Origin of the sequence: Sphingorhabdus sp. (genome assembly GCF_044239005.1) — a bacterium.
Lineage (GTDB): Bacteria > Pseudomonadota > Alphaproteobacteria > Sphingomonadales > Sphingomonadaceae > Sphingorhabdus_B.
Map to the genome: position 1 here is coordinate 1 of NZ_JBIICH010000051.1, position 14,681 is coordinate 14,681.

At 56.4% G+C, this 14,681-nt stretch carries 13 protein-coding genes and 1 tRNA gene; 9 read left to right on the top strand and 5 right to left on the bottom strand.

What is annotated here, in order from left to right:
* The first annotated feature begins 232 nt into the window (after positions 1 to 232).
* Positions 233 to 1,138: a DUF808 domain-containing protein gene (locus tag ACILQA_RS05690; RefSeq protein WP_395628826.1), complete on the top strand. Its 906-nt coding sequence runs from the start codon at positions 233 to 235 to the stop codon at positions 1,136 to 1,138.
* A 62-nt stretch (positions 1,139 to 1,200) separates the two neighbouring features.
* A complete protein-coding gene (locus ACILQA_RS05695) occupies positions 1,201 to 1,587 on the top strand; it encodes a hypothetical protein (protein WP_395628827.1) in 387 nt (128 codons plus the stop codon).
* A 15-nt stretch (positions 1,588 to 1,602) separates the two neighbouring features.
* On the opposite strand, the gene ACILQA_RS05700 is transcribed toward ACILQA_RS05695, so the two are convergent.
* From ACILQA_RS05700 to ACILQA_RS05710, 3 genes are all read right to left on the bottom strand, one after another.
* Positions 1,603 to 1,678: transfer RNA gene (locus tag ACILQA_RS05700), tRNA-Trp, on the bottom strand.
* 105 nt (positions 1,679 to 1,783) lie between these two features.
* The gene (locus ACILQA_RS05705) at positions 1,784 to 3,157 is read right to left on the bottom strand and encodes a glutamate--cysteine ligase (protein ID WP_395628828.1); all 1,374 of its coding nucleotides are present in this window, start codon (positions 3,155 to 3,157) and stop codon (positions 1,784 to 1,786) included.
* Positions 3,158 to 3,264: 107 nt separating this feature from the next.
* Positions 3,265 to 4,008 carry a 16S rRNA (uracil(1498)-N(3))-methyltransferase gene (locus ACILQA_RS05710; RefSeq protein ID WP_395628829.1) on the bottom strand — a complete coding sequence of 248 codons (744 nt, stop codon included), beginning with the start codon at positions 4,006 to 4,008 and terminating at the stop codon, positions 3,265 to 3,267.
* Between the two features lie 84 nt (positions 4,009 to 4,092).
* Here ACILQA_RS05710 and ubiA point away from each other — a divergent pair, with 84 nt between their 5' ends.
* A complete protein-coding gene (ubiA, locus tag ACILQA_RS05715) occupies positions 4,093 to 5,004 on the top strand; it encodes a 4-hydroxybenzoate octaprenyltransferase (RefSeq protein WP_395628830.1) in 912 nt (303 codons plus the stop codon).
* Between the two features lie 12 nt (positions 5,005 to 5,016).
* Positions 5,017 to 6,036 (top strand): aldo/keto reductase, encoded by a 1,020-nt coding sequence (locus tag ACILQA_RS05720; RefSeq protein WP_395628831.1) that lies wholly within the window; start codon positions 5,017 to 5,019, stop codon positions 6,034 to 6,036.
* Between the two features lie 15 nt (positions 6,037 to 6,051).
* On the opposite strand, the gene ACILQA_RS05725 is transcribed toward ACILQA_RS05720, so the two are convergent.
* Together ACILQA_RS05725 and ACILQA_RS05730 are read right to left on the bottom strand one after the other, a co-directional pair.
* Complete coding sequence (locus tag ACILQA_RS05725) at positions 6,052 to 7,515, bottom strand: Ppx/GppA family phosphatase (protein ID WP_395628832.1); 1,464 nt, start codon at positions 7,513 to 7,515, stop codon at positions 6,052 to 6,054.
* Positions 7,512 to 9,662: an RNA degradosome polyphosphate kinase gene (locus tag ACILQA_RS05730; protein ID WP_395628833.1), complete on the bottom strand. Its 2,151-nt coding sequence runs from the start codon at positions 9,660 to 9,662 to the stop codon at positions 7,512 to 7,514. Before ACILQA_RS05730 ends, ACILQA_RS05725 begins: the two co-directional genes overlap by 4 nt.
* A 267-nt stretch (positions 9,663 to 9,929) precedes the next feature.
* Between ACILQA_RS05730 and ACILQA_RS05735 the strand changes: the two genes are divergently transcribed.
* The 5 genes from ACILQA_RS05735 (at position 9,930) to ACILQA_RS05755 (ending at position 14,249) form a co-directional block, all read left to right on the top strand.
* On the top strand, positions 9,930 to 10,367 hold the full coding sequence (locus tag ACILQA_RS05735) for a hotdog fold thioesterase (protein WP_183939740.1): 438 nt from the start codon (positions 9,930 to 9,932) through the stop codon (positions 10,365 to 10,367).
* A 78-nt stretch (positions 10,368 to 10,445) separates the two neighbouring features.
* Positions 10,446 to 11,681: an alpha/beta fold hydrolase gene (locus ACILQA_RS05740; RefSeq protein ID WP_395628834.1), complete on the top strand. Its 1,236-nt coding sequence runs from the start codon at positions 10,446 to 10,448 to the stop codon at positions 11,679 to 11,681.
* Positions 11,682 to 11,758: 77 nt separating this feature from the next.
* Positions 11,759 to 12,847 (top strand): 4-hydroxyphenylpyruvate dioxygenase, encoded by a 1,089-nt coding sequence (gene hppD / locus ACILQA_RS05745; protein ID WP_395628835.1) that lies wholly within the window; start codon positions 11,759 to 11,761, stop codon positions 12,845 to 12,847.
* On the top strand, positions 12,844 to 13,395 hold the full coding sequence (locus ACILQA_RS05750; RefSeq protein WP_395628836.1) for a VOC family protein: 552 nt from the start codon (positions 12,844 to 12,846) through the stop codon (positions 13,393 to 13,395). Before hppD ends, ACILQA_RS05750 begins: the two co-directional genes overlap by 4 nt.
* A gap of 290 nt (positions 13,396 to 13,685) precedes the next feature.
* Positions 13,686 to 14,249, top strand: a complete 564-nt coding sequence (locus ACILQA_RS05755; protein WP_395628837.1) for an SOUL family heme-binding protein — start codon at positions 13,686 to 13,688, stop codon at positions 14,247 to 14,249.
* The last annotated feature ends 432 nt before the right edge of the window (positions 14,250 to 14,681 follow it).

Below are 14,681 nucleotides of genomic sequence, written 5' to 3' on the forward strand. Positions count from 1 at the left end.
CCATATCGTTTCTTCCTGTTCGATCCCGAGGATAGCCGCCAGCGCTCCGACCGGCGGGTCGAGAGCGATATAGGTTCCGATTTCGGAAAGACTAGGCCTTTAGCGATGGATTCGGTGCGAGGCAAGTGGCTTTGGGAATGCGCCCATTGCCCGCACCGGTTCTGAACAGCCTTGAACTGCTGTAGTTTTTGGCTATCCCTCGACGCTTCATCACATCAAGGAATTTACCCACATGCCATCCGGTCTTGCCGCCTTACTCGACGACATTGCGACAATCGCCAAAGTTGCTGCGGCTTCTGTGGATGATGTCGCCGCCGCCGCCGGCAAGGCAGGCAGCAAGGCCGCAGGTGTGGTAATCGACGACACAGCGGTTACCCCGCAATATGTCACTGGATTTACGCCGGACCGCGAATTGCCGATAATCTGGCGTATTGCGAAAGGTTCGTTTTTCAACAAGCTGGTCATCATTATGCCGGTTGCGTTGTTGCTGAGCCTGTTCTTGCCATGGGCCATTACGCCGATCCTCATGTTAGGTGGCGCGTATCTGTGTTTCGAAGGCGCCGAAAAGGTCTGGGAAAAACTGGTTCCGCATGAAGAAGAGAATTTGGTCGAAGAACTCGCTGAATTAACCAGCGCCGAGCATGAACAAAATATGGTGAAGGGCGCGGTGCGTACTGACTTCATTTTGTCAGCAGAAATCATGGCGATTGCGTTGAACGAAGTGAAAAGCCTTGCCGAAACGTCGATCTGGCTTGAGGCAGGCGTTCTGGCCTTTGTCGCAATAGCAATTACGATTGCGGTCTACGGCGTCGTCGGCGTGATCGTTAAAATGGACGACATCGGCTTGCACATGGCGCAGCGTGAAAACGGTGCTTCGCGGGCCATTGGCCGGGGTCTGGTCAAGGGCATGCCAAAGTTGCTGGCAGCACTGTCGACCATTGGCACTGCCGCCATGCTTTGGGTCGGCGGACAAATCATCGTCCACGGCTTTGGCGTGCACCCTGCGGAGTTTTTCGGCCTGCATGAAGGCGCGTTAGCCTGGATTGCGGATGCCGCATTATGCGGTGTCGTCGGGCTCGCCATTGGCGCCGTGATTGTCTTGGCCCATCACATGATCCCCAAGCGCAAGGCGCATTGAAGGCAGCCGATGCGCCGAAGCCGTAACCTGTTGCTTTACGGATGATGACACGGAGGAAGTGTATGCAGTCTATCCATATCCAGCGCCTTATCGCATTGCCCTATTTTGGCTTGGGCGGCTGGTGCTTGTTTGCACCCAATATGGTCGAACGGATGACAATCAATCCGGCGTACCAACATTTGAGCGCGACCAGTGCGCTCTTTATTGGGTGTTTCGGCGCTCAAGCCGTTTTGGGCGGCCTGTTCATTTGGTTTAGCCGGTTCACGCGCGCATCGTTTCTGACCTATTCCGTCGCGCTGCTGCCCTTTTTTGGCTTCAACTATTATTTTGTATATGAATTGCCGATTTTAAACCGCTGGATGGCATTGGATTTCGGATCGAATGCTGCGATGTTTATGTTGAGTATATGGGGCTGGCGGATGAAGATCCGCGAAGAGGCCAAATTATAGGCAGAGCCAATAAAATGGCAGGAGTTGGGGGACTCGAACCCACGACCCTCGGTTTTGGAGACCGATGCTCTACCAACTGAGCTAAACTCCTGCACTCCGCTTTTCAGCGAAGAATTGGGCCCTTAACGCCGATATGCGAACGGGGCAAGCCTGCTTTCGCACACCCGCCCCGTTCTGGCATGATATTGTCGGAAATTTAGAAGCTCATCTCGTCATACACGCGGGAGATGTCGCCGGCCCATTCGCCGTGATATTTGTCGAGCAATTGTTCGGCAACGGTTTTGCCGCTGGCAACGATCTCGCGCAGCGGGTCCAGAAAGCCGGTTTCATTGTCGCCACTGGCATTCAGGCGGTTGCGTGCGGCAAGTCCTGATGATGAGATATCAAGAATACGTCCGGCAAGATCAAGGAGCTTGCCTCCACCCGGTATCGCTGCGTTCAGGCCCTGCGCTGGCACTGCACTGCGCAGCGTTTCGCGTTCTTCCATCGTCCAATGCTTTACTTCGTCCCAGGCAGCATCAAGCGCGCCCTGATCGTACAGCAAGCCGACCCAGAATGCAGGCAGCGCACAGATGCGGTTCCATGGCCCACCATCCGCGCCGCGCATTTCCAAGAAGCTTTTCAAGCGCACTTCGGGGAAGGCGGTCGACATATGGTCTTCCCAATCGGAAACCGTCGGTTTTTCGCCCGGCAGCACCGAAAGTTCGCCCTTCAAAAAGTCGCGGAAATCGAGCCCCGATGCGTCGATATATTTGCCGTTACGGTACACGAAATACATCGGCACTTTCAGCATATAGTCGACATATTGTTCATATCCGAAGTTTTCATCGAATACGAACGGCAGCATGCCCGTGCGTTGCGGATCGGTGTCGGACCAGATGTGGCTGCGGTAAGAAAGAAAGCCATTTGGCTTGCCTTCCAAGAAGGGGGAGTTTGCGAACAACGCGGTCGCCAGCGGTTGCAGCGCGAGCGACGTGCGGAACTTGTGGGCCATGTCGGCTTCGCTTGAATAATCAAGATTGACCTGAATCGTGCAGGTACGCAGCATCATGTCGAGGCCCATGCTGCCCACACGCGGCATATGGCGCAGCATGATGTCGTAGCGGCCTTTGGGCATGATCGGCAATTCAGCCCGCGTCTTGTCTGGCCAAAGCCCAAGACCCAAGAAGCTGGTGTTCGTCTTGTCACCAATGGCTTTCACTTGCTTCAAATGGCGCCCGGTTTCGGCGCATGTTTGATGCAGGTTTTCAAGCGGGGCGCCCGACAGTTCCAACTGCCCTGCGGGTTCAAGGCTGACGGCGCCATCGGTGCCAGTCATGGCGATAACCTTGCCGTTTTCGTATACGGGTTCCCAGCCAAATTCGGTCATGGCCATCAACAAATCGCGAATGCCGCCTGGTTCGTCATAAGACGGCGCATGATGGTCCGTGCGGTTATAGACGAATTTTTCATGCTCGGTGCCAATGCGCCAGCGGTCCTTAGGCTTTTCGCCTTTCGCAATCGCGGCGATGAGTTGATCGCGCGTTTCAATGACGGGATCTTCGCGGTCCGAAACAGTTTTTGTGCTCATGCGCGCGGTTTAGAAATGTCGCGGCTATATTGCCAGAAAATTCCGTCAGCGCGGTTACGGGGCGTCGGTAAAGGCGCAAAGCCGTGCGCGTGCAGCATCACAGGCTACTAAGCCGCCCAATCGCCATTTTTGGACATCCACACAGAAATCGCTGCAACAGCGGCGGTATCGGCGCGCAAGATGCGCGGGCCCAGTGACACCGGCCGCGCACAAGGATGCGCGCGAATTGCGGCATTTTCACTATCGGTAAATCCGCCTTCGGGTCCAATCAGGACAGCGCCGGGGCCGGGACGGATCGCGTCCGAAAAAGGCTCGCCACCGCGTTCATCGCAGAAATATAGCGTTCGGTCGGCGGGCCATTTCTCAAGCAGCGCGTCGATGCGCGCAAGCGGATCAATCACGGGTAAGGCGGTCCGCTCACATTGTTCAGCCGCCTCAATCATATGCGCGCGCAAGCGGTCTTCTTTCAGCTTGTCGACAACACAGCGCGCCGTCAGCACGGGCACAAATCGCGCAACGCCAAGCTCGCAGGCTTTTTCGGCGATCCAGTCAAACCGGTCTTTTTTGATGAGCGCCTGACAAATCCAAAGGTCGGGGGTGAATTCGCGGTCGCGCAATTTGGCGTCCACGGTCAAGACAAGGTCGCGTTTGTGTGTTTCGGTGACGGTCGCCAGATATTCGCCCGAAACATCATCGAACAATTTGACGGGCGCGCCCTCTTTCAAACGCATCACGCCGATCAGATAATGGGCGCTGTTGCCGCTGATGTTTAAAGTCGCGCCCTCGGCCAACGGCTGTTCGACAAACAGCCGCGGCGTTGATTTTGGGGGCCAGGCGGGTGTTGCGGGCATAATGCGTGCATAAACACAAAACGCCGCGCCGTCATCTGCCAACTTCCAGATGACGAACAGGATAAATTTTGGCAGGGCATTGCTATGACCACACAACTTGTGCCCGACAGCGAATATACCGGCATTATGAAACTGCTCCCGGCAAAGCTGCGGGGCTTTGCACTGCTGGCACGTTTTGACCGGCCGATCGGCTGGTGGTTATTATTCTGGCCATGCGTGTTCGGCTTGGCGCTATCGGGCGGGCTGATTGCGCGTTGGGATTTGGCGCTGTGGATGTTGCTTGGCGCTGTGGCGATGCGCGGCGCGGGCTGTGTCTATAATGATATCATTGATCGTGATTTGGATGCGCAGGTTGCCCGCACGGCAAACCGCCCACTCGCCAGCGGGTTAATTTCAAGCAAAGCCGCATGGGCGTGGCTGATGCTGCTGGCGCTGGTCGGATTGGTTGTTTTGCTGCAGCTGAACCTGAATGCGCAGCTTTTGGCTTTGGGAAGCCTTCTGCTGGTCGCGGCCTATCCATTTATGAAACGCATCACATGGTGGCCCCAGCTTTGGCTTGGACTGGTGTTCAGCTGGGGCGCGTTGGTGGGCTGGGTCGCAATTGCGGGGCAGGCCGATGTTGCAATGTTCTGGCTATATGCCGGCACGATATTCTGGGTGGTGGGCTATGACACGATCTATGCCATGCAGGACCGCGAAGATGACGCGCTGGTGGGGATTAAGTCGAGCGCCTTGCGCTTGGGCGGCAGCGTGCGGGCAGGGGTGGCTATATTCTATCTGCTTGCGCTTTCCGGCTGGGGCATGGCCATATGGAGCGTTAGGCCGGAACAGCAGGCATTGGTCGCGCTCGTTCCCGCTGCCTTTCATCTGGTCATGCAAGTGGTGTCATTACAGGCGGATGGCAGCAATGCCCTTGGCCATTTCAGGTCGAACCGCATCACGGGTTTACTCGCGGCGCTCGCATTTTTGGTCGTTGGTGCGGCCGGACAATATTAGGGGGAGAAGAATATGGAACATCGTCGCATTGGCAAAAGTGCCGTTTACGTCTCAGACATCTGCATGGGGACGATGACATTCGGGTCGCAAACCGATGAAGCGGCGGCGCACCGCATACTCGACCGTTGTTTGGACGCCGGCATCAACTTTTTCGACACTGCCGAAGGTTATCCTGTGCCGCCCGACATCAAATGGGTCGGCCGGACAGAGGACATTGTCGGCCGCTGGATGAAGGGCAAAAACCGCGATGCCATCATCATGGCCACGAAGGTTTCGGGCCCAAGCCATACATGGTTCAAATCGCCAAAGCGCGGCGGGATGACCGCGCTCGACCGCCACAATATCGTCACGGCGGTTGAGGAAAGCCTTCGCCGTCTGCAGACCGATTATATCGATTTGTACCAAACGCATTGGCCAGACCATGGCACCGCCTATGACGAAACGATGGAAGTGCTCGACGATCTGGTCCGCGCCGGAAAAGTCCGCGTTCTGGGTTGCTCCAACGAAACCAGCTACGGCCTTATGAAGTCGCTTGCGACATCGGAGCGTTTGGGCACGGCACGCTATCACAGCATCCAGAACAACTTTTCCATCAACAACCGCCGGTTTGAAGATGAACTGAAGCAAGTCTGCCGTCAGGAAGGCGTGTCACTGCTCCCTTACTCGCCATTGGGCGGCGGCGTCTTGTCGGGCAAATATCTGGACGGCGCGCGCCCCGAAGGCGCACGTTTCTCCCGCTATCTGGAAATGACGGGCGCACGTCAGGCCGAAATGGCGCAACGCTTTGCCGGGCCACGGGCGCTGGAAAGCACGATGCGGATCGTGGAGATCGCCAAGGAAGCCGGCATGTCGCCGGTCACGCTGGCGACCGCATGGTCAAAGCAACATGACTTTGTCGCATCGACAATTGTGGGCGTCAGCACCGAAGATCAACTGGACGATATTTTCGCCGCGATTGACCTAAAGCTCAGCGACGAAGTGATGACCGCCATTCACAAGGTCACGAAAGAAATTTTGTACCCGATGGGGTGATTTCACTCGCTGGCGTCAACCCATAATCTCCGCCTGTGCGTAGCCCAACGCTTCGCCCAAGGCCTGCAAACGGCGCTGCACGCTGTTGGACTGCAATCGCACGGCGGAGCCGGTGAGGTGCAGGCGTAACGTTGCGCCGTCGCCGTCAATGCGGCTGTCGGCCAGCGCGCCGCCGGTGCCGCCGTCAAGCCGGTGCGCCAGACGGATGGCGAGGCCCCAGATCACCGCTTGCGCGAGTGCGCCGGGTGTGGCCAAGGCCGTGAGCATTTCGGGCAATGTCCGCTTTCCGGCATGTACCGTCCACAGCGCCGCGGCTATCACCGCGCGGTCGCTTGCGTTCACGCCGGGCCAGCTGCCGTCCAATGCCAGATCGAGCGCATGGTCCGCGCGATATTCGGGGTTTACGTTCCACACGCTGTCGGACAGCAAACAGGCCGCCCGGCACAGCCGCGCATCATTGGGGCTTTGTCCGGCGAATACAGGCGCAATCCATTGCGCCAACGCGTCACCATGAAATGGAAACCGGCCCAGCCGTTCGCCTTCAAAACGCGCGGCGGCGATCAGCGGGTCGTCTTGGCGCTCGGCGGGGGATAGCTGTTCAAACAACAATCCCTCACGCAGGCCATAGATGCTGGTGACCAGCTTGCTTGGCTTCAGCAGGCCCGATATGCCCGCGAGCAACGCATTGGCGCCCGGCAGCGCCGAAATGCGGCCTGTGGCAACAACATTGGACCGGGTTAACGCGTCCTTGTCGTTCACCATCGCCATCATCATGTCGGGTGCGTCGGCGGGCATTTCATAATTGGACAGGATGGTGAGCGGATATCCGATGTGGTGCATGTGCAGCCGCGCGAATGTCCGCCACGATCCGCCGATCATATAAAATGGCAGGCCGGTTTCGATGGGGAAACCCGCTTTACCCACCGCTTTGGCAATATCATCGCGCAGCATCTGGCTAATCTGCTTGGTCGTTTTGCCGTTCAATATGTCATGCCGCAATGTGCCCAGCGGCAGGGAGACGCGCGTGCCCAGTTTTCCGTCGGATATGCGAATAAGCTCAAGGCTGCCACCACCAAGATCGCCAACATAGCCATTGGCATATGGGTTGTCGCTTAATATGCCGAACCCGGCGGCGGTTGCCTCCGCATCGCCATCCAGCACATCGACGTGAATGCCGAGTGCTGCTGCTTTTTCGACCAGCTCATGGCCGTTTTTGGCTTCGCGCGTTGCGGCGGTGGCGACCACGCGCATCGTGTCGACCTTCATCGCCTTTGCCAGCGTTTCAAAGCGCGCCAATGCGGCCAGCGCCTTTTTCATCGTGGCTTTATCAATGATGCCATCGCCCGCTAGGCAGGCGCCAAGCTTTACGCGGCTTTTCTCATTGTAAATCGGCAGCGGCGCGCGTGGCAGCCCTGCATAAACGACCAGTCGTACGGTGTTGGAGCCAATATCAATGACGGCCTGTCGCACCGCCTTCATCGTTGTCGGATGAGGCGCAGCGTTGGAACCTTCTTGTCATCTGCAAGCGCGCCTCCGCGTCCGGATAATGACGCGTTGGTCATGAAATAATGGTGCAAATTGAAAGGCATTGTTCCTGCTTTGACTCGCTCATACCGGCCGTCTGACCGCAGCATCCAGCTTTGCTGGTTGTCGAGCAGGTTTGCAACCATAACCTGATCCAGAATCTGGTCATGCACGGTCGGGTTTTCAATCGGCAGCATATATTCGACACGGCGGTCGAAATTGCGCGACATCCAGTCCGCCGACGACATAAACACTTTGGCGTCGGGATTGGGAAGGTCCGCGCCATTGCCCATCGCCCAAATACGGCTGTGCTCGAGGAAACGGCCAACGACAGACTTTACGCGGATACGCGACGACATGCCCTTCACCCCGGGACGCAGGCAACAAATGCCGCGCACGATCAGGTCAATCTCCACGCCCGCTTCGCTGGCTTCGTACAATTTGTCGATGACGGCCTTGTCGACCAACGAGTTCAGCTTTGCCCAGACAGCGCCTGACCGCCCCGCTGCAACATGCGCGATTTCGTCATCGATCAACGACATGATTTTCTCACGCAGGCCAAGCGGGCTCATCGTCAAAAGCTTCAGTTCCGTCGGCGGAATATAGCCGGTGATATAATTGAAAATCTGCCCCGCATCATGCCCGACGCGCGGGTCGGCGGTGAAGAAACTGATGTCGGTATAGACCTTGGCCGTGATGGGGTGGTAATTGCCTGTGCCCAAATGGCAATAGGTCCGAAATCCGTCCGCCTCGCGCCGCACGACCAGCGAAATTTTGGCGTGGGTTTTCATGTCGACAAAGCCGTAGACGACCTGAACACCCGAATTTTCCAGCTGCGACGCCCAGTGCAAATTCTGCTCTTCGTCAAATCGCGCCTTTAGCTCGACAATGGCGGTGACGGATTTGCCCGCATCGGCAGCTTCACACAATGCGCGAATGACCGCGGACTGCTTGCCTGCGCGGTACAATGTCTGTTTGATCGCAACGACATCTGGATCAACCGCCGCTTGCTGCAAGAACGCGAGGACGGCGTCGAAGCTTTCATAAGGGTGGTGGACGACGATGTCTTTTTGGCGGATCGCGGCAAAGCAGTCACCATCATGTTCCAAAATACGTTCGGGAAAGCGCGGCGAATATGGCGGGAATTTCAGCGTTGGCCGATCTTCATCCACCAATTGCCCAAGGTCGCCGATGCCCAAGAAACCGACGGTTTCGACAACGATGGATGCGCCAGCGCCAAGTTCTGACCGGATTAAGGTCGCCAGTTCCGCGGGCAGCCCTTTTTCCAGCTTTAGCCGGATAATCCGGCCGCGGCGGCGGCGTTTGATGGCGCTGCGGAAATAGCGGACAAGATCTTCGGCCTCTTCCTCCACCTCAATATCGCTATCACGGATAACGCGGAACGCGCCGGCCGCGACGAGCAGATAGTCCGGAAACATTTGCCCAACAAAATGCTTAATCAACGCCTCAATCGTGACAAAGCGCGTGCCGGGGCCGGGCAATCGGATGAAGCGCGCCAGCGATTGCGGGATCATCACCAACTGGCGCACGACTTCGCCATCGTTTTTTCGGCGCATATCGAAAATCAGGCTGATACCCTGATTGGGGATGAACGGAAACGGGTGGGCGGGATCAAGCGCTTGCGGCGTTAGAACCGGAAGAATCTGCTCCTGAAAATATGTGCCGACCGCAGCTTGAAGATTTTTGCCAAGGGCGGATGGCTCAACCACCTTAATGCCCTCTGCCGATAGTTCGCGCATCAATTTGCGCCACAGCTTTTGCTGCTGGATCATGAGGCGGTCTGCGGCGGCAACGGTTGCGGTCAGCTGCTCAGACGGGGTGCGGCCGTCGATTGACAGTTCTTCAATTTTCCGTTGCTGTTGCCCACGCAATCCAGCGACGCGGACCATGAAAAATTCGTCAAGGTTCGTGCCGGAAATCGACAAAAAGCGCAGCCGTTCAAGCAGCGGATGGGCCGGATTTGACGCTTCTTCCAGCACGCGTTCGTTGAATTTGAGCCAAGATAATTCGCGGTTAAAATAGCGCGCGTCCTCAGGCGTTTTCAAGGGCTTCACTTGGCTTGAACCGGGCGCGGGCTTCACGAAAAATCATCCTTTTTAATTGGCCAATGCGGCGTGCCACGAAAACATGACATATTTACGGCAAGCATTTCGCGAGGTGTAACAGCATTGCCGCCGAAACATCATCGTCCATATACGGGCGAGGCACAACCCCCGCCAACCGGTACACCAACCTAAACCGCATATGTGGAGGGAAATATATGCAGCTGCGGGTGTGATTTGCCGGTGGGCCGTTGGGTAGGCAAAACACTAGGTTGCAATAGTCGTCTGTCGGGTTAATTGCGGGCCATGGCAAAAATCTGGTTTGACGACGCACTTGATCTCAATTCGCTCACTGAAAATGGTGACGATTGTATGCCCGGCTATGTCGGCATCCGGTTCATCGATTATGGCGACGATTGGATCAAGGCCAGCATGCCCGTCAATGAACGCACAAAGCAACCTTATGGCCGATTGCATGGCGGCGCTTCGGTAGTGCTTGCCGAAACGGTCGGATCGGTGGGCGCGGCGATGACTGTGGACCGCAGCAAATTTGCGACCGTGGGCATGGAAATCAATGCGAACCATATTCGTCCGGCAAAAGACGGTCTGGTTTTCGCAACGGGAAAGGCCGAATCCATCGGCCGGACAACACAAATCTGGTCCATCCGCATTGAGGATGAGGCTGGAAAGCTGGTGTGCATTTCGCGGATCACGATGGCCGTCATTTCCACCGAACGCGCCTAAAATATTGCGTTTCGGGGCGTTAACGTCCACGGGTAAAAGATAGATGACACCGTTAGACAGAATTTGGGGTGCAAGCGAATGTCGCTTCGATATGTAAGAGAATTTAAGGGCTTTGCCGGGGTCAGGATTGAAGCGGACGATATCGGTTCCGCCGATGAACCCTCAATTGTCCTGCTGCACGGCTTTGGACAAACACGTAAGGTTTGGGAAGATGTCGCGGTTGGCCTTGAACAGGCTGGACGGCATGTCATTAACGTGGACCTGCGCGGCCATGGCGGCAGCGATTGGCCGTCCGATGGCCGTTATGACATCGACGCCTTTGTAGACGATTTACGCGCGGTTCTGGGGCAGATGCGGACGCGACCTGTGGTAGTGGCGGCAACGCACAGCGCATGGATCGCAACGATGGCGCTTGCCGAGGATGCCGCGATGTTGGCGTCTGGCCTTATCCTTCTCGACCCGCCTGCGCATACCGATGCCCAAGCGGTAAAGGTTTCGGCCGAGGCGCTGTCTGCGGCCCTGGGGCAGGGGCTTGCGCCATCCGAATATGACAGCAAGCTTTTCGCGTCATTCGGCACGGATGGTGTGGATGCCGGGCTCGCGCAAGCCGCGCCGCAGATCAACATTCCCGTATTGGTGGTGCGCGGCGCGCTTGGCGCGTCGGACGGCGTTGACCCGCAAACGGGCTTCGCCTCCGCTTTTCCCAATGTCGAAGCCATTGATGTCGACGGTGGCGGCCTGCTGATCGTGGCGGAACGAACCGAAGCGTTCAACGGCTTGCTGATCGATTTTCTGGAGCGCAAGCAACCGCGCTTCATTCCGGAATATCGCTCGGGTTCCGATGCGCGCACGTTGCGCGATGCAATGGGCTGTTTTGCAACGGGCGTGACGATTATCACCGCCCATGCACCCAACGGACGGCCCGTTGGCCTGACTGCGAACAGCTTCACCAGCGTGTCGCTCGACCCCCCGTTGCTGCTCGTGTGCATCGCCAACAATTCGGGCAGTGCAGAGGTGTTGCGCGGGATTGACGATTTTGCGGTCAACGTGCTTCAGATTGGCCAGCAACCGGTGTCCAACCTGTTCGCGGGAAAAAGCGAAGATCGGTTCTCCGGAACGCGGTGGGAAGTCGGCGAATATGGCGCGCCTATTTTGCCCAGCTCGCTCGGTATCTTTGAATGCAAACGGCATACATTGCACGAGGCGGGGGACCATTTCATCCTCGTCGGGCGCGTCGAGAAAGCCAGTTTTGAACCGCGCCGCGATCCATTATTATATTTCCGCGGCAAATACCGGCGTCTGCACTTCACGTAAGACCTGCTCGCATTGACTCCTAAAGGGCGATGGCGTAATTTGGTTTCAAATGTAACCAGTTTCGCAGGAGCAGCAGCATGGCCGATTTGTTCGAAAATCCGTTGGGTCTCGATGGGTTCGAATTCATCGAATTTTCCGCACCGGAAAAAGGCCTGCTGGAACCCGTGTTCGAACGCATGGGTTTTACGCGCATTGCGCGGCACCGGTCAAAGGACGTCGATCTATGGCGTCAGGGTGAAATCAACCTGATCGCCAATTATGAACCCAAAAGCCCGGCGGCCTATTTTGCGGCGGAGCATGGCCCATCAGCCTGCGGCATGGCGTTTCGCGTTAAAAATGCGCGGATCGCTTATGACGAAGCGATTGCCCGCGGCGCGGAACCCGTTGAGACACGAACTGGCCCAATGGAGCTGCGGCTGCCCGCCATTCGCGGCATTGGCGGGGCGATGATTTACCTCGTCGACCGTTATGGTGACGCGTTGTCGATTTACGATATCGATTTTGATTATCTGCCCGGCGTGGATCGCAACCCGGTGGGTGCTGGCTTCAAGATTATCGATCACCTGACGCACAATGTCTATGGCGGACGCATGGCGCATTGGGGCAGCTTTTATGAGCGCGTCTTTAACTTCCGCGAAATCCGCTATTTCGATATCAAGGGCGAATATACCGGCCTCACCAGCCGCGCGATGACCGCGCCCGATGGCAAAATCCGCATTCCGTTGAACGAAGAAGGTAAAGCAGGCGGCGGGCAGATTGAGGAATATCTGCGTGCATATAATGGTGAAGGTATTCAGCATATCGCCTTTTCCTGTGATGACCTGCCGGCGTGCTGGGACCGGTTGAAGGCGCTGGGCACGCCATTCGCGCCGCCACCGCCCAAAGCCTATTATGATATGCTGGAAGAGCGCTTGCCCGGCCATGGTGAGCCAGTCGATGAACTGCAGGCACGCGGTATCTTGCTCGATGGATCCACCGAAGATGGCGACCCACGGTTGCTGCTTCAGATATTTTCGCAGACGATGATTGGGCCGGTGTTCTTCGAATTTATCCAACGCAAGAAAGACGAAGGCTTTGGCGAAGGTAACTTCACAGCCTTGTTCAAAAGCATTGAGCGCGACCAGATTGAGCGCGGCGCGCTGACGGTCGGCGAGGGCGCGATATGACCGCGCCCATCGCGCTTCGCCGCATTCACCATGTGGCCTATCGGTGCAAGGACGCAAAGGCGACGGCGGATTGGTACGCGCATGTCTTGGGCATGGAATTCACCACGGCCTTTGCCGAGGATCATGTCCCGTCCACGGGGGAATATGACCCCTATATGCACATCTTCCTCGATTGCGGCGGCGGCAATGTCATCGCGTTTTTCGAACTGCCGAACCAACCCGACATGGGCAAAGACCCCAACACCCCCGCATGGGTCCAGCATATCGCGTTCGAAGTTAGCGACCTCGACGCCCTGCTTGCCGCAAAAGCGCATATCGAGGCGCAGGGCATTGATGTGGTCGGGCCGACATTTCACGGGATTTTCCGGTCGATCTATTTCTTTGATCCCAACGGCCACCGGCTGGAGCTTGCATGCAACATCGGCACGCCCGAACAATATGCCGAATTAAAACGCGTCGCGCCGTTGATGCTTGCCGAATGGAGCGAAACCAAAAAAGCCCCACGCCATGCCGACTGGCTGCACGTTGATCCGGACAAGCAAGTTTAGGCGTTAAGCGCCCGCGCAATCGGACGTTGCGTCCCCAAATATGCCTCCCGCCGCAAGCGGCTCCACCTTGCGCGGTTGATTAACGCAGTTCCAAAAGAAGTTCGTTCGCAATCGCGCCGCCGGTGTGGAACATTCAGCCTGACCGGGCCTTTTACCTGTAAGAGTTTGATCAGGTAACGGCATCATGATAGCCTTCACCAATATTCTGAAAGTTGGCTATGATGCGTAAAAGATGGATTTTGTTGGCTGCTGCGGGGCTTGTCAGTGTTGGTGCGATCACTTGGAGTGCTATGGCAAGTAATGTCGAAACGCCTGATTACGCGGTTTCCAGTAAAAGCGGCAACCTAGAGATCCGCGAATATGGCCCGACAATTGTTGCAGAAGCAACGGTCGAAGGGGATCGGGATACAGCGATACAGCGCGGTTTCCGCATTATTGCGGATTATATTTTTGGCAACAATCTATCGTCGACAAAAGTCGCGATGACTGCGCCGGTGATGCAGCAGCCCAGCGAAAAGATCGCAATGACCGCACCCGTCATTCAGCAAGCTTCAGGCAAATCGTGGAATGTGCGTTTTGTGATGCCTTCAGAATATACGATGGAAACGCTGCCGAAGCCGGTCAATCCCAAAGTCGCGTTGATTGAAGTGCCAGCGACGCGATTTGCGGTGATCCGCTTTTCGGGTTTCGCGGGTCAGGGTTCACTTGACGCACACGAAGCTGAACTAAGGGTATTCATGGCGGAGCGGGGCCTAACTGCCACCAGTGCGCCCCAATACGCATTCTACAATGCGCCTTGGACACTTCCTTTCATGCGCCGGAATGAGGTTATGATCGAAGTCACCGGCAAATGAAGATAGCCGATATATCTGAATGAAGGGCATGGTGCAGCCGCGAGGGCCCGAGCTTAAGGCCGGTTAACTTACGCAGGCATCAGCCCCAAATGTTCGCACGATGGACAACCCTTGGGATTACGCCACCCGCTTTAATCAGGCGCACATTGTTTAAAGATAAGTGGAAATATTATTATTAATCTGTTGCTTATAAGCAATATATGGTGCCGGAAGAGGCATCATATTAGTGTTTTATAATATTGATTATATGTAATATTTTTTCCTATTTAATTGAAAGTACCACCAATCATACCCCCATATACCCTGACTGCGAGCGAGCAGGAACGAACAGTGGTGAGCTAGTCGGCGTCAGCTTCGCACCAAAATAACCCCCTACCCCCTTCGAAAACCTAGCCAACGAGACCCCACCGGGGTGGCACCCCCCTATTCTCA